Origin of the sequence: Alteromonas sp. ALT199, from assembly GCF_018619335.1 — a bacterium.
GTDB lineage: Bacteria > Pseudomonadota > Gammaproteobacteria > Enterobacterales > Alteromonadaceae > Alteromonas.
This window is the reverse complement of sequence record NZ_JAHHDX010000064.1, coordinates 1-18169: the sequence shown is the minus strand read 5'-3', so window position 1 is coordinate 18169 and position 18169 is coordinate 1. Positions and strand designations below refer to the sequence as shown.

Annotated in this window: 17 protein-coding genes; 6 read left to right on the top strand and 11 right to left on the bottom strand. The window is 42.1% G+C overall.

Annotation, left to right across the window (positions count from 1 at the left end):
• Positions 1-217: 217 nt before the first annotated feature.
• From KL866_RS06850 to queF, 5 genes are all read right to left on the bottom strand, one after another.
• Positions 218-1828, bottom strand: coding sequence for a hypothetical protein (locus KL866_RS06850; RefSeq protein WP_025254271.1), 1611 nt, complete (start codon positions 1826-1828; stop codon positions 218-220).
• Positions 1829-1839: 11 nt separating this feature from the next.
• On the bottom strand, positions 1840-2214 hold the full coding sequence (locus KL866_RS06845) for a DUF3192 domain-containing protein (RefSeq protein WP_025254272.1): 375 nt from the start codon (positions 2212-2214) through the stop codon (positions 1840-1842).
• Positions 2215-2411: 197 nt separating this feature from the next.
• On the bottom strand, positions 2412-3773 hold the full coding sequence (gene ppnN / locus KL866_RS06840) for a nucleotide 5'-monophosphate nucleosidase PpnN (protein ID WP_025254273.1): 1362 nt from the start codon (positions 3771-3773) through the stop codon (positions 2412-2414).
• A 10-nt stretch (positions 3774-3783) separates the two neighbouring features.
• A complete protein-coding gene (locus KL866_RS06835) occupies positions 3784-5340 on the bottom strand; it encodes a GGDEF domain-containing protein (protein ID WP_025254274.1) in 1557 nt (518 codons plus the stop codon).
• 74 nt (positions 5341-5414) lie between these two features.
• On the bottom strand, positions 5415-6275 hold the full coding sequence (queF, locus tag KL866_RS06830) for an NADPH-dependent 7-cyano-7-deazaguanine reductase QueF (RefSeq protein ID WP_025254275.1): 861 nt from the start codon (positions 6273-6275) through the stop codon (positions 5415-5417).
• A 161-nt stretch (positions 6276-6436) separates the two neighbouring features.
• On the opposite strand from queF, the gene syd reads away from it, so the two are divergent.
• Positions 6437-6979: a SecY-interacting protein gene (gene syd, locus KL866_RS06825; protein WP_214994206.1), complete on the top strand. Its 543-nt coding sequence runs from the start codon at positions 6437-6439 to the stop codon at positions 6977-6979.
• A 60-nt stretch (positions 6980-7039) separates the two neighbouring features.
• Here the strand turns inward: syd and KL866_RS06820 are convergent, their stop codons facing one another.
• Positions 7040-7384 carry a hypothetical protein gene (locus tag KL866_RS06820; RefSeq protein WP_251139888.1) on the bottom strand — a complete coding sequence of 115 codons (345 nt, stop codon included), beginning with the start codon at positions 7382-7384 and terminating at the stop codon, positions 7040-7042.
• A 340-nt stretch (positions 7385-7724) separates the two neighbouring features.
• Here KL866_RS06820 and KL866_RS06815 point away from each other — a divergent pair, with 340 nt between their 5' ends.
• Both KL866_RS06815 and KL866_RS06810 read left to right on the top strand, forming a co-directional pair.
• The gene (locus KL866_RS06815; RefSeq protein ID WP_025254278.1) at positions 7725-8090 is read left to right on the top strand and encodes a DUF3192 domain-containing protein; all 366 of its coding nucleotides are present in this window, start codon (positions 7725-7727) and stop codon (positions 8088-8090) included.
• A 264-nt stretch (positions 8091-8354) separates the two neighbouring features.
• Positions 8355-9002: a GNAT family N-acetyltransferase gene (locus tag KL866_RS06810; protein ID WP_025254279.1), complete on the top strand. Its 648-nt coding sequence runs from the start codon at positions 8355-8357 to the stop codon at positions 9000-9002.
• 979 nt (positions 9003-9981) lie between these two features.
• Here KL866_RS06810 and KL866_RS06805 read toward each other — a convergent pair.
• Together KL866_RS06805 and KL866_RS06800 are read right to left on the bottom strand one after the other, a co-directional pair.
• Entirely contained in the window at positions 9982-10284 is a 303-nt protein-coding gene (locus tag KL866_RS06805) for a DUF3301 domain-containing protein (RefSeq protein ID WP_025254281.1), read from the bottom strand.
• Entirely contained in the window at positions 10285-11334 is a 1050-nt protein-coding gene (locus tag KL866_RS06800) for a DUF3549 family protein (RefSeq protein WP_025254282.1), read from the bottom strand.
• A 194-nt stretch (positions 11335-11528) separates the two neighbouring features.
• On the opposite strand from KL866_RS06800, the gene KL866_RS06795 reads away from it, so the two are divergent.
• From KL866_RS06795 to KL866_RS06785, 3 genes are read left to right on the top strand one after another with little or no spacing between them, the layout of a single operon-like run.
• Positions 11529-11873 (top strand): YqcC family protein, encoded by a 345-nt coding sequence (locus KL866_RS06795; protein WP_311236126.1) that lies wholly within the window; start codon positions 11529-11531, stop codon positions 11871-11873.
• The gene (gene truC / locus KL866_RS06790; protein WP_214994198.1) at positions 11870-12721 is read left to right on the top strand and encodes a tRNA pseudouridine(65) synthase TruC; all 852 of its coding nucleotides are present in this window, start codon (positions 11870-11872) and stop codon (positions 12719-12721) included. Before KL866_RS06795 ends, truC begins: the two co-directional genes overlap by 4 nt.
• A 52-nt stretch (positions 12722-12773) precedes the next feature.
• Positions 12774-13223, top strand: coding sequence for a flavodoxin domain-containing protein (locus KL866_RS06785; protein WP_214994197.1), 450 nt, complete (start codon positions 12774-12776; stop codon positions 13221-13223).
• 73 nt (positions 13224-13296) lie between these two features.
• Here the strand turns inward: KL866_RS06785 and dapD are convergent, their stop codons facing one another.
• From dapD to map, 3 genes are all read right to left on the bottom strand, one after another.
• Positions 13297-14121 carry a 2,3,4,5-tetrahydropyridine-2,6-dicarboxylate N-succinyltransferase gene (gene dapD / locus KL866_RS06780; RefSeq protein WP_025254286.1) on the bottom strand — a complete coding sequence of 275 codons (825 nt, stop codon included), beginning with the start codon at positions 14119-14121 and terminating at the stop codon, positions 13297-13299.
• Positions 14118-16769, bottom strand: a complete 2652-nt coding sequence (gene glnD / locus KL866_RS06775) for a [protein-PII] uridylyltransferase (protein WP_025254287.1) — start codon at positions 16767-16769, stop codon at positions 14118-14120. Before glnD ends, dapD begins: the two co-directional genes overlap by 4 nt.
• A 295-nt stretch (positions 16770-17064) precedes the next feature.
• Positions 17065-17859 (bottom strand): type I methionyl aminopeptidase, encoded by a 795-nt coding sequence (gene map / locus KL866_RS06770; protein WP_025254288.1) that lies wholly within the window; start codon positions 17857-17859, stop codon positions 17065-17067.
• Between the last annotated feature and the right edge of the window lie 310 nt (positions 17860-18169).

The following is an 18169-nucleotide window of genomic DNA, read 5'->3' as shown; positions in this document are numbered from 1 at the left end:
CGATAGAAGGCGCAAGTTATAGCCATTCGTAAAGATTTATTGGAAAGGAAAGTCTTTAAATTTAGCTATAAGTACGGGGTAGTAGTTTTATCTGGTAGAAGCGAGGGCTAGGGTTTGGTTGGTGGAATGCTCGTATTTTAAACTTGTTGTACTTACCTGATCTTTCCTATTGAACATTGAAGTAATCTATCTATGTAAAAGTTAAAGGTGTAATGCCTTATAAAGGCAGGGGACAGAACAGTAACTGTCCGTTGGATTCCAGCGCAGAAAATACGTCATCGCGTTGCACTCCTAGAATATTTAACAGCGTTTTTATCTTAATATCTTGAAGCAAGGAATAAACGTCTTGGTTAAACAAGCAGGCTTTCGCGAGGGTAAAGCTTAACACCAGAATTGCTTGCTCTTTTTGAATTGATTTTGGGACGTCGGTGCTCGCTTTTCCACATTGATGTATCACAGCGCGCCATGTTGAGCTTTGATGCCAACTTCCAGCGAGCTCAGAAGCTATCGCAAGCCAAGGCGTATCAGACTTCACTTTAAATGCATTATTGATAGATACCGTTTTGGTAAGGTCGACTGGCAACGACCGGGACACCTTGAAACCGGGAAGAGTAAATAGAGGCGTGCAGACAAAGGTCATTGTTAAGGCTGCCGATTGTGGCGTAAACTTTGAGTCAACGTTTTGGGAAAAGTAGCTCGCGAGTGAACACGCCAGCAAAGTTATTTGCTTACACATTCCCATAAGAGGAAATTGATTTTGTGTTAGACGCTCCAACAGGGCGAACTGAATAAGCATGTCGCCTACTCGTTCTATACCATAAGTTAACACTGCCTGTTTTAAGCTTTTTACAGGAAGCTGTAGTCTATTGTCCTGACTCGCAGTGTGCATCAAAAAGTGATTAAAAGAGGGCGCTTTTTCAATTTTCTCGCATAGCTGTTCAATAACCACATCTGGCTTTTGCAATTCGTCAATTATAGTAATAAGAGCCTTAGGCGGATTTTGAATTGAAAAAGTTGACGGCAGAAATGGTGTGCCTCCTTGATTTGCTCTTGCGTTAGCCGTGTCTGTATATAGTGCGACAAAGTGTTCGAATGGCAGTGATAACGGAACTGGCGTGCGAATAGACGATAAGGGAAGCCACTTACCATCATCGTTATCTTTGCTGAGCATAAACACATAACCATGACTTTGTTGAATATCGACTAATGCGCCCGGTACACCTTCAGCGTATACTTTTGTACCGGGAAGAGTACCTCCGAACAATGTAATGAGCGGCGAAATATGGTGTCGGTGGTGTGCAGGTAAGCGGCTTACAATTTGAGAAAATACCACATTGTAGTTTGCTTTTTTTGCTCTGATTGAAAAAACACCAGAGATAAGACAAAGCCTTTGAGCTAAATTGAGTCGGTTATCTGCAACGTAGTTAAGCTGCTTTTCAACCTGAAAGGCTTTTTGCAACTTTATAATATCTAACCAAATAGACAGATTGTGTTTGCGTAAAAAGCGAAGTAAGTCAGGTATCTTATTATTAGATGTATTTTTACTAGATAACCAAAGAGTAGCGAGCAAGGATGCGAGAATATGTTGTAAGTAATGGTCGTTGAATCGACATAACTTACCAAAAAGCGCAAGTAACATAAGTTGCTGTGTGTCTTTTGGTAAATCATTTTCAATGTGCAGAGTCGCGGCGGCAAGTGCTGGATTTGCATTAACTAACGTCAATATTCGCTTGGCGTTTTTTAACCAGTGATTAATACGCTGTTCGACCGAAAGCTCAGTCCCGCCGTTATGAACAAGGCGTTTAAGCGTGGAAATGATGTTGGTCACTCCCCATCCTTTTAACTTTTTTGATAGCTGGAGTAGGCCCCTTCACCCCACGCAATAAGCTTATCGTTTTCGAATAGCAAAGGCGTACATTCATCTTGGGTGGTCAGCCCGTCAGCGCGCACGTGCTGGGTTCTAAAAAACATAACCTGAATCGCTGTGGCACCTTGTCGTTTAGCTTCTGTAATATCAGGAGAGCCCAGTAGAGCCAATACTTCTTCTCGAGTACTGCCCAATTTTAATTTGGTAATTTGGACGCGGTTGTATTCTTCACGGTCTTTCCAATCCATATTTTCTGGTTTATCGGGATAAAACGCGATAACCATAAAAACAAACACCGTGTACAACGCGATGCCAGCTAAAATTAGACGAATAACCTTGGTGTTCATGACCGATACTTCTCGTTTTTTATACTTAAATGTTGGTGAGAGACACTAGCGCCAAAAGGTACGAGTGTAGAGCAAGGAATACTCTTCACAAGTAACATTTCTAGGTTTAACAAAACTATAGGCTAGTGTACATCAAAACGCCTATCGAACATAAGTAGTAAACGTAAGCAAATGCTTCATATCACGTTCGAGTGATCTCATTTGTTCTTCACTATATAACAAGGCTCGTACGCACTACCGGGTAGTTTCATTCTATGCTGCTCTACAAACGACTTTAGCAACATATCGATTTCATTCATCAATGCACTGTCACCGGTCAGCTCAAACGGGCCATGTTTTTTTATTTGAGCAATGCCTTCTGCTTTAACGTTCCCCGCAACGATGCCCGAAAAGGCTTTGCGTAAATTTGAAGCAAGGTCACTTTTACTTTGCTCCCAATGAAGCTGAAGTGTCGCCATAGTCTCATGAGTCGGAATGAAGGGCTTTTGGAAATCTTGTTCAATTTTCAAAGACCAGTTAAAGCTAAAAGCATCTCCCATTGCACCTCTGAATTTCCGCACTTTTTCGAGGCGTTTACTCATGGTACGTGCTACTTCTTCTGGGTCGTCCACAATAATTTGGTATTTTGACTGTGCTTCTTGCCCAAGCGTAGCTCCTATAAAGGCGTCAATGGCTTCAAAATACTCTTCGCTACCGGCAGGCCCTGTTAAAATAAAGGGAAATGGCTGTTGTGCATTTCGCTCATTCATTAAAATACCAAGCATGTAGAGTAGTTCTTCAGCTGTTCCTACACCACCTGGGAATACAATGATACCGTGGCCGAGTCTAACGAAGGCTTCGAGACGCTTTTCGATATCAGGCATAATGATAAGTTCGTTTACAATGGCGTTGGGGGGCTCGGCCGCAATAATGCTTGGTTCAGAAATACCGATATAGCGGCCGGTTTTATGGCGTTGTTTTGCATGACCAATAGCTGCTCCCTTCATCGGGCCTTTCATTGCGCCAGGACCGCATCCGGTACAAATATTCATATCGCGCAGGCCTAGTTGATAGCCTACTTCTTTAGTGTATTTGTACTCAACCTGGTTAATAGAGTGGCCGCCCCAGCAAACAATTGTGTTTACGCCGTCGTTGCCCTCAAGTGCCTTGGCATGGCGCAGCATGTCAAACACCATATCCGTAATTTCGTTGCCTGCAGCCGGTGCAGTTTGATGAAGAAATGCATATTTATTTCCCATGTAGAGCAAGTCGCGAAGTACAGCGAATAGGTGTTCATGTACTCCACGCACGAGATTTTCGTCTACGAAAGCCACTTCCGGTGGATTAACCAGTTCAATCTTTACGCCTCTTTCGCGACGAATGAGCTTTATTTCAAAGTTCTCATAGGGAGCAAAAAGCGCTTCAAAATTATCTTCATCGACGCCGCTGTTTAGCACTGCAAGACAGCAGTTTCTAAACATTGTAAAGAGCTCGCTATCAGTTGCGTCTTGAAGGCGTGAGACTTCGGCTTGTGATAGTTGGCTCATCCAACCAACAGGGTTGAGCTGCACTTTCTTCATACATTACTTCCTACAAATCAGTGCTTAAATCAGTAACTACAAGATTACGGCCATTGCGTTTCGCTTTATACAGGTATTCATCGGCGCGTTCGAAAACGGTTTCTGTGGTGTCATTGTCATCGAAGCTAGTAGCGCCAAATGAAGCGGTGATTTTTACTTTTTCTTGCTTAAATTTAAAGGGCATAGCTGCAAGCTTAGTTTTAACTTCATTAAGCTTTTTATCTATATCTACCATTTTTGCTTGAGGAAGCAGCATAACGAACTCTTCTCCTCCCCATCTTGCAATAAAATCGTTGTCAGACAGGCTTTGTTTTAAGAACTTACTCACCACTTGCAGGGTTTTATCGCCTGCTGCGTGACCAAATCTATCGTTAATTGATTTGAAATGGTCGATATCTACAACCGCGACTGCGAGTAATTCTCCATTTGCCTTAAAGTGATTAAAAGCTGCTTCTAGTTTCTCGTTATAAGCTTGCCTGTTTGGGAGGCGAGTAAGTGGGTCGGTGCGGCTTTGAATGGCTTGTTCAGCCAGTTTCTTTTTATAAACGCTGGTTTGCTGCTGCAATGTGTCTATACGCGATTGCATGGACGATAGCAGTGCCATAAGTGCCTCTTGACCCTGCTGGTCATTATCTTGCTGTTCGCTTAACGTTTCCATGAGTTTTTCTACGCGAAGCTGTGTTTGCTCTTTTAGTGACTCTAACGACTCACTTTCTGACATAGTTTCTTCGATATCATTAATATGGCGTTTAAGCTGTTCGTTGCTCACTTTGCGCTGTTCAAACTGGGCTTGGCTATCTTCTATCGTCGTACTCACGTCATTGCTAACTTCGCCAAGAGAGCGGTGAAGACTTTGTATAACTTTACCCGTCAAACTCGCTTCCGACATAGCGTCTTGCACAATCATTCTCAATATCACTACGCAACTTTTAAGTAGCTGGTCTTCATCCATGCCTTCATCAAGGCGTAGCTTTATGTCGTTGAGTTGCTGATCGTTGGGCTTTTTCTGCGCATAAGAAGCGATCAAATGATTGAGTTCGACTAAGATAGAACGGTAATGAGGGTTATGATCTTTAAGTGAGTGGGTTGGCGATCCTTCTTGCTCGCAAGTCGAGCTTTCTACTGTATTGGTTGGTTCGAGCCCAATCATATTCTTGTTCAACGCAATGCGGTGAAGAGCAATCGCTTTTGAGTAAAGCTTGTAAATGCTAAAAATATCGCCCACCGGTTGATTTAACTTGATCAACTCTTGTGTTGTAAGTCCTTTTAAGTCCTCGTCTTCAAATACAATTTTCTGCAACTGTTTCATAGCATCTTCTAATGACGACACTGTATCAACGCTGTATTTTCTAAGAGTTATCTCTTGATGCTGAAGAGATTTATTAAGCTTTTCAATACTCACCGCGGCAAGACTAAAATTAGGAGAGCCAGAAAGGTGGCCTCGCAATATCTTTAGTTCAGTATCTATCTTATCTGAAAAGCCCTCATAAAATGCTGAGAGCTTCACAATAAACTGACAAAGAAGCGTGTTATTTTGTTTTAGCGTTTGTAGTTGTTTGGCTTCCATAATCTCGTCTTTGTTCTAATTCGCTGTTACCGCCGGGGTTTAGTTAGCCTTGTTAAGTATACTTCACCGTTTAATTACTGACGTGCTTGACGATGATTGGCATAGGGTGCTTCATAATTCGAACGAAAAGGGTTGATATCTAAACCTCCTCGTCGAGTGTAACGAGCACATACGGTTAACTTTTCTGGCCGACAATGCTGCATGATGTCGTTGTAGATACGTTCGACACACTGCTCATGAAATTCGTTGTGTTGCCTAAAGCTAATCAAATATTTTAAAAGCCCTTCATGTTCAATAGCTTTTCCTTCATATCTTATTTGAATACTAGCCCAATCTGGCTGACTTGTGATTAAACAATTAGATTTAAGTAAATGAGAAACTAGGGTCTCTTTAACTTGGCCTTCATTTTTGGCAACAGTCAGATATTGAGTGTTAGGGGAATATTGCTCGATTTCCACGTCAAGAGTGTCTAACAAGGTCCCGTTAAATTCTTGGAATTGCAGCGAAGAAAATTGCTGCGGAAGAATTAGTTTTACTTCAACTTGTTCTTCTGCACACACTGACAAATCGGTTTGTAACACTTTTTGTACGTCTTCTGCCGAAGCAAACTTTGTTTGGTTGAAGCTATTTAAATACAATTTGAACGATTTCGATTCAATTAAGTTTTTTGAGGTAATTGGAACGTGGCACTCCAAAATTGCAACGTTAGGCTTCCCTTTTTCATTTAGCCACGAAAGTTCATATCCCGTCCATGTGTCTATACCATCAAAAGGTAATACAGAATCGGTCAGTGCTAGCGTATCTCGGCTTAAACTGCGTGGTACCCCTTGCAATAAGCTTGGGTTGTATTTAAATTCATAGTCAACCTGTTTACCTAGCGATAGGTCGTCAGGAGCAGAAATAATAATTTTTTGAGACGAATTGTCAGTCGACATAAGAACCTTTCATCTATCTACTTGGAGTGCTAAAAGAAGTTCTGCAAAAGCGCATTTTTCTAAAGTGCACCTCAAACATGCAGTACAGCCAGAACTACCCCAATATTGACTTAACTATTTAGTTGTATAGTGTACCCCAAAAATACGAAGGTAACGTCATTATGGCTCTAACAATTTCTGCACAATTAGATAAATTTGTATCGTCTTATATCAAACACGCAGAGGGTGATGGATTAAAAATCGCCTATGATAGCGAATGGCCATCGCCGTGCTATGAAACGACGGCACAAGATGGGGAGCTCGTTAACTGGTCTCCTGTGCTGCAATCTCCTCCATTATCTTTCAGCAATGTTGAAGAAGCTTTGTCTCTTGAACTTAATTCCGATTATTGTCGTTATTTTACCCGATATTTTAGTGATAACTTAAAATCTATGGCCCCGCAAGGTCGTTGTGAATTGCTTCAAGTTTTTAATAGTGAGGATTTCGATCGACTACAACAAAACTTAATTGGTCATTTGTTGATGAAGGAAAGACTTAAGCAGGCACCAACGTTGTTTTTTGGGCTGACAGACGAAGAAGATTTTATATTAACGGTTATCAATGAAAGCGGTGAAGTTGCATTAGAGCAAGTAGGCAGAGAACCGTCCAAAATTCTTGCTCCATCGCTTTCGACGTTTCTTGAGCAACTCACCCCTACTGCATAGAGCAAATGTCTGGTTATACGTTGACTGAGTTGGAGTTCATGTTGCTATAGGTGCTTGCGGCTATTTAGCGCTCACAATCTCATGTAGCGCTTTTTTAAGCTCTGCTACTTCTTTTTCTAGCGTATCTACCCGCGCTTGTAAGCTGTCTGCTTGATGTGTACTTAAAGGAAAGTTTTGCTGAGCGGCTTTTTCTTCGATAGAGGCGTCTAGCTTGGGCTTGTTGGCGTTGAAGCGTTTAATTGCTTCTATAGCTTCTGTAACAGAAGTCTTAAAAGGAGCCTTGGCCCTTAAAATACCTACCGATGGTGTTTTGCCTTCTTGATGCATATGAAGGCATAAAGCGTGAAGCTGTTGTAAGTTTGAATTAGTCATGATCAAGAAATGATGTAAAGTCGTCAATATCATCAGTGTAGCTTGTTAACCTAGTCAATTTCACTAATAAGTTATTGATTTCACTATTTTTGAAAAATCCAAAAAACACCTTTTCATAAAAAGTTCATAAAATTCATGGGGATGCGTGATTGGCCCCAATCTTGTTTATCTAACATTAAATTACATCATTTTACGTAAATGCCGCGACTGGGGTTAAGCAGCGCTATTTCTATTCAGTGTCGATTCACAAAGTGGGCGTAGTATCCTGTTTACGGTTTAGCTTAAACACTTTTGCAACGGTAAGTTTTAAGTGTAAAGCCAGTAGGCACTTAATTAACAAAATAAAAAACACATAAATTACTAAGGAATTCACATGAAAACAGTTCTTCTTTCTATCGCTTTAGCATCTTCAGTTTTACTTTCTGGCTGTGTCGTATCTGTAGGTAGTGGTTCTGATGGTCACTACGGTGCTGACTGGGAGGATAGAGAGTTTAACAATCGCAAACATATTGCGAATCTTGAAACGGGTACCAGTTACGAAAGCGTTTTAAGGAAAATGGGCGTAGCAGATTTTAATGAACTGTTTGAAAAGCAAGACGGTACATATCGCGTACTTTATTATCGTACTCAAAAGACAATGGGCGACGGCATTACAACAAAAGATGAGTGTACACCGCTTGTTTTCAGAAATGGCAATTTAGTAGGCTGGGGCGACAGTGCATATAGTTTAATGCATTAATTTACTTGTCGTTTCGATGATGAAATAGCAAAAGCTGAATTTGTCACACTTTATGTGTGTTAATAAAAAGTTAACATTGTAGGGGTTTTCGAGTAGGCTAAAAGTTGAGCAGTTACCATGGGCGTGTGATCTAATGTAAGAACGAGCGCCCTTTCGTTTATTGAAAGCGGTCGAGAGGGTCAGGTCTACTTAGCATGGCCAGTGCAACCGCTTCATTGAAACGAACACTTACAAGTCATCAACTTTGCGTACAAGGAGCCCTTTATGATTACCGATGCACAGAATAATGCGTTGGCCCCCTCGCAAGATGCTGTTAAAGCTATTTACCTTACTGTAGATGACCTCAAAGTTGCAGCTTCGATTCTTTACAATGCTTACGTTGATGACCCCTTATTCATTGACATTTTTCGTGCTGAAAAAGAAGGTTATGAAAGCCGTCTTCGTTCTGCTATTCGTGAAGAGCTAAACGCATTTTGGGTGGCTGAGCAGCCCATGGTTGGTTTGTTTGAGGAAGAGCGGTTGATTGCAGTGGCGTGTTTGACTGCACCTGACGCAGCATTCGGTTCAGGCCGTTACTGGCATTGGAGATTACGAATGTTGTTAACAGCGGGTCTATTTGGCACCAAGCAAATGCTAGAAAAAGAAGAAAAAGTAAGAGCGCTAGTACCAGCTGATGATTTTCATATGTTGAGCTTTATCGCAGTTCATCCAGATTACCAACATCATGGCTTTGGGCGCCTATTGTTAGGTGCCATTGATAGCGTTATAGAAGAAGACGAGAAAAGCGAAGGAGTTGCAGTATTTGTGACCGTTGATAAACATCGGACTTTTTTTAATGATGATAACTATCAGGTTGTTGGGCAGTTAAGCCTTTCTCACGTAAACGGTGAGGTGATGTTTAGACAAAAGTGACTCATTTTTATTCAATTTCATCTTGCCGCTTAAATATCGTTCAGCAAAATCTTCACCTTTACACCAAATTTACTACAGCGTTTGTAAGATATGTCCTACAAACGCTGTGAGTGATCTTACCTAATTTTTGAAAGATCAATTTATACTAAAGTATGAAGTCTTTGATTTTATTGGATTATTTTTAATTTAGACAAAAGTCGTACAAAGAGCTTTCTTAAATGTTTGTAATTCAATATGGCGGTAACAATTGGAAGGGATACTATAAACATGTCACAAGGAAACACGACGAGTCACGGATTGAGTCAGGACTTTTTCAAAGGAACAACCTAGGACAACTTAAGGAAGAGATTCTCACAAGGCTGTGGGTGAAGGGAAAGGAAAGCAGTTGGGAACTGCACAACACGGACGTTATAAAGGATTTTAAGGAAGCGAAGGGAATTCATGGACGGCAGTGTGATAGGAACATCACAGACAGGACGTAGCATGGAAAGGGATAATGCTAGCAAGGAGCTTGAGGCATGGAGCCAAGGGTAGGATGCCAGTAAGGAATTTAAGTTTGCATGGACGAGCAAACCAGGGAAGAACAAAGGACATGCTAAAGGATTAGCAAAGCTGTAGCAGGATGTGCAGCGAAAAAAGGACGAAGGAAGGGAAGGTCAGCGGAGCCTGACAAGGACAGCCTCAGGATGAGGAACGCTGCATGCAGGATGTGTAGTATCAAAGGACAAAAGGAAAGGGACCTACGCATGGAAGGGTAGCTCGCACAGGAAGTCGCGAGAGTAGATGGAAAGGGGCGTATACGGATTTTAATCGGGAAGATTTTAGTCGCAAAGGATCGCGGAGAAGGATACTCAAAATTCCAGGAAAAAGGGGAGCCATCAGGTTCCCCTTTTTTTTGGCGTTTCTCAGAAAGGTATTTTTAGTTATTAAAGGAATACGTCTCAGTACTATATTGAGCTGCGAAGCGCGGTAAAGCTACTCAAACTCTATGCGGTGGTACTTCGGTTCGCATAACCCTTACACCTATTAACTCAACTTCGCCGGTATATCTGTCTTCACCATTACTTGAAAACTCAAAATTGAATAAGCTGTGCCAGTCAGGCTTGCCATATTTGAACGAGAATCGCGTTTTGGCTCTTGCCACACTCAACAACTGTAAACCATGTTTATCGCAGTATTGCTTTAGATATCCGTTTGTTCGCTCGGAAATAGCTCGAATACGCCAAAATTGATAGCCGGTAAATCCAATAATTAACCATACGACTAATTCAAGTAACGTCATCTACTTTCTCGCCTGCACAAACAATTGCTGAAATGCGTTGCTCAGAATGTCTGAGTTGGCATTAGAATGCAGAAGGGTAAGCACTTGTCGGCGCAATTTTGGTATTTGCACTAAATCTGAGAAAAAGCCTGCAAATAAAGCCCCTTGATGACCGTCTTTCTTATCAACTATCGCAGTCTGTTCTAAAAAGGTACTAAGTAGCAACGGCTCCATTTGCTCGAAATGACGTGCGGCAATAACGCTTAAAATATCCAGCCGCTGAGATTGTTCGCTTTTCAACAAATCTAATAGTTTGCTATTTATCGCAGGGTTGAAATCACTTTCTGAGGTTCCTCTCAGTGCCGCTAAATTTATATCCCCACTTTTATCTATTTCACTCAAATACACTGCTGATAAACTTTCGGGCAATGAAACACTCTCGCTCATTTCCATCAAGGTGTTAAGAAAAACATCGGAGTAGAGCGATGTGTTGGTTTTAATCACCCCTTCTAGAGTGTCTCGTTTGGCGTTCGCGCTGAAGTGATGTACAAAATCAGCTACGCTTTGCATCGAAATTTGTTGCCAGTCAACAAGTTGCGGCGCTTGAATGTAAGCCTCAACTTTCTGCGCTTCTTCATTTAACGGCTGGTTTAAAGTACGTTTAACCAAAGCATTGAACTGAGCAAGTTGCGATTGATTCGGAACGAAGGAATAAGGATTATCGGGGAGGGTTTGTGCTTTTTCCGTATCTTCGGCAACAGACTGCCCTAATGCATCAACAATAATCTCTAAAAAATGATTTCTAGTAGCGGCAACCACTAAGCCTTGTTCGTCAAGCGGCAGTTTAACGAACCAAATATAATGCTGTGTGGATGCATTTTTATTCCAAAAGACAATGCCAAACCAAGCGTGCTGTTGGCGAGGATAAGGCGCGTAAGCACTGCCATTTTCTATTTCTAAAAAGGTTTGGCTATCTGTAAGCTCAAGGCGACGACCAAGATCAAAAACTTGATACTCAGTGCCTGCGTGTAACAAAAACTCACTGATAGAATTAATACCGTTAGCGCTCATAACTCGTTCCAAAATACTGCTTTAATCAAAGTTTGCTAGAGGGTGTTCATCTCTATGAAAAACCGCTATCAAACTTAGTTAATGGTATCACAGCATAAGAATTTCAACGATAAGTCATGTTGACTTATGTTGAGCTTAACGCCCTGATATACTGCGCGCTTCAAAATTGAAGCGTTTTTTATGGCGGAGATGTTGTGAATAAAACGAATGGCGCCAGTCACATTGCTTTAAGTAAAGCTCTGGAACAATTGAAAGCAGTTATGCTGCAAGACGGTGTTTGGCCAAAACAATTGCCCAACGAAAAAGACCTTAAGAATGCTATGGGGAGTGAAGTGCCTTTCGCAGCTGACTGTTTTTCTTTTGAAGCTTGGTTAGCGTTTATTTTTATTCCCAAAATGCGCATTTTTTTAACCCAGGCGCACCCTATACCGGCTATGCAAATAACACCTGCTGCAGAGGTTTACTTATCACCCGGGAATCAACGTACTCTGTCTGTACTACAAAATATTGACGATATTGCTAGTGGAGACATTGGATGAATAACTCAGACCAAGCTCCAGGTGCTACCCCAAAGGATTTAAGAGACGATGTAAAAAGGCTCGAGGAAAAGCAGGCTTGTGAAGAAGTTGGGGGTGAAGGAAAAGCTTGCATAAAGGCTCTGCACTTGCCTGTTTTATACCAAGATGAGCATATCATTGCGATAAACAAGCCCCCAGGTCTCCTAGTACATAGGAGTCCTATAGATAGGCATGAAACCGTTTTTGCGGTGCAGACTCTCAGAGATCAAATTGGCAAGCACGTGTTTCCAGCTCATCGCTTAGATAGGCCTACATCAGGCGTCCTGGTGTTTAGTTTTAGCTCAGAAATTGCAGCGAAGCTCGGTCAGCAAATGATGGATAAGCAGGTGGTTAAGGTTTATCACGCTGTGGTTAGAGGCTTCGTCAACCACACCGGCTTTATTGATTATGCCCTTAAGTATCGCTATGACAAAATTGCAGACAAACATAAAAGGCCGCAGCAAGCACCTCAGCCAGCGTCTACCATGTACGAGTCACTAGCAAAGTATGAAATACCAGAGCCGGTAGGCAGATACCAAAGCGCTAGATATTCGTTAGTAAAACTTTCTCCTAGTACAGGGCGTAAACATCAGCTTCGAAGACACATGGTACACATTCGTCACCCAATTATCGGCGATACAACTCACGGCGATGGGAAGCAAAACAAATTCGCTAAACAGCACTTTAATTTTAACAATTTGGCCTTAAGTTGTACTCATATGGGCTTTTCTCATCCTGTTAGCGGAAAATGGATAACGATTAATGGTGAGATGCACTATGAAATGCAACAATTCGTAGACAGGTTAAAACCGTTTAGCTTGGTAAAATAGATATTCTTTCCGTCTGTTTAGATAGGCGGTGATCATGGTTTAAGAGGTAAAGATGGCAACATTGAAAATTATTGCGGGTACGGTTTACGGTAACGCGCAACACGTAGCTGAGCAGGTGGAAGAAAACTTAGCTGAACAAGGCGTGGATTGCTCACTAGAAAGCGACCCGTCGGTAGCGGATTTCACTGATGCTGACGCGCTCTTGATTATTACCTCTACAACAGGTCAGGGCGATGTGCCACCTAACTTAGAGTTTGTGTTTTCAGATTTAAAAGACGAATCGCCTATGTTAACTGGAAAGCCGTTTGCTGTTGCAGCGCTAGGGGATAGCAGCTATGGCGAAAGTTACTGTGGTGCTGGTAAACAATTTCAAGAATTACTCTGTGAACTGCAAGGTAACGCGGTTGCTGATATGCTAGAAGTTGATGCGATTGAAACCTTAGAGCCAGAAAAAGATGTGGTAGAGTGGGTTAATACCATTAAAGACAAGCTTTTGTCGTAAGTGCTGAAAAGACTTTATTGGCTATAAATATAAAGAGGCGCTGAAGCGCCTCTTTTGATATTTATTCGGCGCTTTATTCCACACCGCGAAGTAGAGCATTGATGCCTACTTTCGCGCGGGTCTTCGCGTCTACTTTTTTAACGATAATAGCAGCATAAAGACTGTATTTACCATCAGCGCTCGGTAAGTTACCCGACACTACTACAGAACCTGCAGGTACACGGCCGTAATGAACTTCACCGGTTTCACGATCATAAATACGCGTGCTTTGACCGATGTAAACGCCCATTGAAATAACAGAACCTTCTTCAACAATCACGCCTTCCACGATTTCTGAACGCGCACCGATAAAGCAGTTGTCTTCAATGATGGTTGGATTTGCTTGGAGTGGCTCTAGTACACCACCAATGCCCACGCCACCTGAAAGATGAACATTTTTACCGATTTGTGCACATGAGCCTACCGTTGCCCATGTATCTACCATAGTGCCTTCATCTACGAATGCACCAATATTGACATAAGAAGGCATAACAACGGCATTTTTGCCTACAAACGTACCTGTACGTACAGCAGCTGGTGGAACAATGCGCGCACCGTCAGCGGCAAATTGCTCAGCGGTGTAGTTGGTGTACTTAAGAGGAACCTTGTCGTAAAACTTGCTTTCTGCGCCTTCAATTACATCATTGTTGTGAAGGCGGAAGAAAAGGAGAACCGCTTTTTTCAGCCACTGGTGTACAACCCATTCGCCAGCAATTTTTTCTGCAACGCGGCCTTTACCGCTATTAAGTAGGTCGATAGCTTGCGCTACTGCATCTCTTACTTCATCAGGTGCTGATGACGGGCTAATACTGTCGCGATTTTCGAAGGCGTCTTCAATAATGGCTTTCAATTCATTCATGGTATTGTGATATCTTCAAGTTGGTCGAGTTTAAACAGGATGCGCTTTTTAAGGTTTACCTGTTGTTCTTGGGTTAATGCTGTGCCAGCTTCATTGCTGACGATAAAAATATCTTCGGCTCGCTCACCAATGGTGGCAATCTTTGCGAGCTTAAGTGTCATATTAGTATCAACGAATGCATGTCCAATTTTAGCTAAAATGCCCGGTGCGTCTAGAGCTTCTAACTCAATAAGTGTGGCTTCGTCGTTGATATTGAAAAAACGAACCTTAGTGGGCACGTCTAATTGCTTCATTTGTCGAGGCAACTTGCGCTTATTCTCGTGTGAGCGCCCTGGTTTTTCTAGCTGCTTGGAAATGGCTTGTTCTATAGATGCAATGCGAGATTCTGAACTTAAACGGTTACCGTCGTTTTCAAGAATAAGCATACTGTCAAATACATAGCCATCTCTGGTCACGGTTACGTGAGCATCGTGGATAGAGCAATTGCGACTATCTAAAACCGATGCTACTTGAGCGAACAAGGCCTTTCTATCTTTGCCATACACAAAAACTTCAGTGCCGCCTTTGGAGCTGTTGTCGTTCGCTTTTACCAATAGTCCGTTGTGTTCAGGTGTCAGCCATTCATCTTGTGCTTTAATAATTTCATCTGTATGCCACGCAATTTGAGTCGGCTTAAAGCGAACAAAATAGTCGTCATCAAAACGAGCCCACAGTGCATCTATTGCATTAGTATCGATAGCGCGCTCTTGCAGTATTTGTCGAGCTTGATGTTTGTGCGTGGCAACCCTTTCATTTAATGTCACTTGGCACTGTAAACCATTATCTAAGGCTTTTTGCGTCATTAAATAGAGCTCACGAAGTAGCGACGCTTTCCAATCGTTCCATAAATTGTCATTGGTTGCACGAATGTCTGCAAGAGTAAGAGTATAAAGCAAATTTAAGTGATTGTGGCTTCTTACCGCACTGGCGAATTCGCTAATAACGTCAGGATCGTAGATATCACGGCGTTGGGCAACGACTGACATAAGCAGATGGTTTTCTACTAGCCATGCAATTAATTCTGCATCTTTACTTGATACGTCGTGCTGTTCACAGAATTTAGCTACATCTTGCGCGCCTAGGGTTGAGTGGTCGCCATTACGACCTTTCGCGATATCATGGAAAATCGCCGCAATGTAAAGTATTTCAGGTTTGTCGAGGTTTCGGCAAATCCTGCCGCAGCGCGGAAAATCCTTGTTCTCTTTCGAGAAAAAATAGTTTACATGCTTCACTAATCGGTGAGTGTGTTCATCCACCGTGTAGGCGTGAAACAAGTCAAACTGCATCATGCCCACAATGGCATCCCACTGTGGAAGGTAGGCTTGTAAAATGCCGTACTGATGCATAATGTCCCAAGCAAAATTGAAAAACTCGGGCTGTTTCATTAAGCGCATGAACTTTTCTCGACATAAAGGGCGCTCTACGTAATATTCACTCTCAAAGGCTCTATGTGCGTTGCGCAGTTGACGAATGCAAATAGTACTTAGCCCTTGAACTTCTGGAGTATTAGCTACAAGGTGTAGAAAATCTAATATAGCTTCCGGCGATGAAAATACAGCTTCGTGGCGAGGAGAAATCATATTATCAAGAAGCTCAAAGTCTTCATTGATTATAAGGCTCTGCTGTACGCTTTGATTTAGCATATCGTACTTGAAGCGTTGAAGAAGCATCTGGTTTAGCTCAGAAACGCGAGCAACGGTGCGGAAAAAGTCCCGCATCATTTTTTCGACAGAAGACTTACCTTCCTCTCCGTAACCCATTACTTTTGCTACATCGGGTTGATAATCAAATAACAGGCGGTTTTCGCTTCGACCGGCCACTAAGTGAAGCGCACAGCGCATTTTCCAAAGGTGCATACGGCAGGCAATAAGTTCGCTGTGTTCTTGTTCGGTGAAATAGCCATGACCTACTAAATTCCAGCCGTCATATTCCTTAAAGTGTTTTTTCGCTACCCAGCCAATAGACTGAATATCTCGCAAACACCCGGGGTTTTCTTTGATATTAGGCTCAAGGTTGTAAGCGGTGCCGTTAAATTTAGCATGGCGCCTTTTCTGTTCATCATATTTAGCCGAGAAGAAAGCTTTACTCGACCATGAATTCCGACCGTTAACTTCATCCCACAATTTGTCGAAAGTGGTTTCACTTCCGCACAGTAACCGACTTTCAACCAAATTAGTGGCAATAGTGATATCGTCTTTGGCTAGCTTAACCGTTTCCTTAATCGTGCGAACAGATTGCCCTACATCCAACTTTATGTCCCATAAAAGGGTGATGAACATGCCAATTTTTTCTTGCACATCAGGCTTAAGTGTTTTTTTACTCACAATCAATAAATCGATATCTGAATGCGGCTGTAAGTGACCTCGGCCATAGCCGCCGACTGCACAAAGCGACAGCTCGTCTACCGTATCTAAACCATAAAGTTGCCAAAGGTGGCAAAGTAGTGCATCGACAAATTGCGCTCGACCGGTAACGAGTTGATTAACCGGTGTGGCATCGAAAGATTCAGTGATCCACTTATAACTCGCTTCCACGCACGACTTAATTGCTGGAATTTCATCAACAGAGGTTATGGTGTCGATATTCTTTATCAGTGATTGCAGCGTCAAAATACACCTTTGAAATAGACTTCTTTTTAGACGCTACGAACAATAACATGAATTGATAGCAGTTCGCAGTAGCAAATTACTGCATAAGTTAGGTTAGATTGTGAATATTTATGGTTTTTTGTTATAGGTGTGTAGCGTGTCAAATATAGGAAGAGTCGAGGGGCAAGCGAAGAGTTGAAAATGGAATTTTGAATAGAAAAAAGTGCTTTAAGAAAGCGACTGCTGATTAGACAGTCGCTTCTACGATGTTCGTAACGTTTCTATTCACAAAGTCATGAACTTAGTTAAGCACTACTTAGCCGTGTGAAATAACGCGCTCTATGGTTTCTTCTTCACGAAGCGTAAGTATTTCCACGCCTGTTTCAGTAACCAAAAGAGTATGTTCCCACTGAGCGCTCAAGCTTCTGTCTTTAGTTACTACAGTCCACTGGTCTGGCAGTACCTTTGAATAGCGCTTGCCCGCGTTTACCATAGGTTCAATGGTGAAACACATACCTGGCTCAAGGACATCACCCGTACCTGGCTTACCATAGTGAACAATTTGCGGCTCTTCGTGGAAGCTCGCTCCGATACCGTGTCCACAGTATTCACGCACAATTGAATAGTTATGCGCTTCAGCGTGGGTCTGACAAATATGACCAATATCACCAAGACGCATACCCGGCTTTACTTGTTCAATTGCTTTATATAGGCATTCTTGAGTAACGCGAATAAGGCGCTCGGCAAGAATAGATGGTTTACCTACAACGAACATCTTCGAAGTATCACCGTGATAACCGTCTTTTATAACAGTTACGTCGATGTTGATGGTGTCACCGTCTTTTAGTTTCTTGTCAGAAGGAATACCGTGACAAATACAGTGGTTTACTGACGTACAGATAGACTTTGGAAACGGTGGGTGGCCGTAATTTAAAGGCGCTGGTACCGCTTTTTGCTCGTTTACAATGTAGTCGTGGCAAATAGTATTTAGCTCATCAGTGGTAACGCCTTTCTTTACATAAGGCCCGATCATAGTAAGTACTTCGGCAGCCAGTTTACCGGCTACGCGCATTTTTTCGATTTCTTCTGGGGTTTTGATAATAGCTGTCACAGCGCCTCTCAAATCGTTTGAAACTAGTTTGGTGAAGAATTTATTTTACTTACACAGTATAACACTATTCATGTCATTCTTAGTAAGGTAATGATCTTTAGCGTTTTTATTTGTTGTTTTTACAAAGTGCAAATGTGTAATGCGACTAGACTAAGCGTTTTATATTTTTAATGAACGAAATACTTTAAATCTTGGCTTTTTTCCCTCAAAACTTGAGGCTTAGGTAGTATTGTGGTATAAAGCGCGCGCCCTGACGGAAAGCTCATTTTGCCATGTGCATTTTGAACCGTTTTATAGGGTAAATTTATTT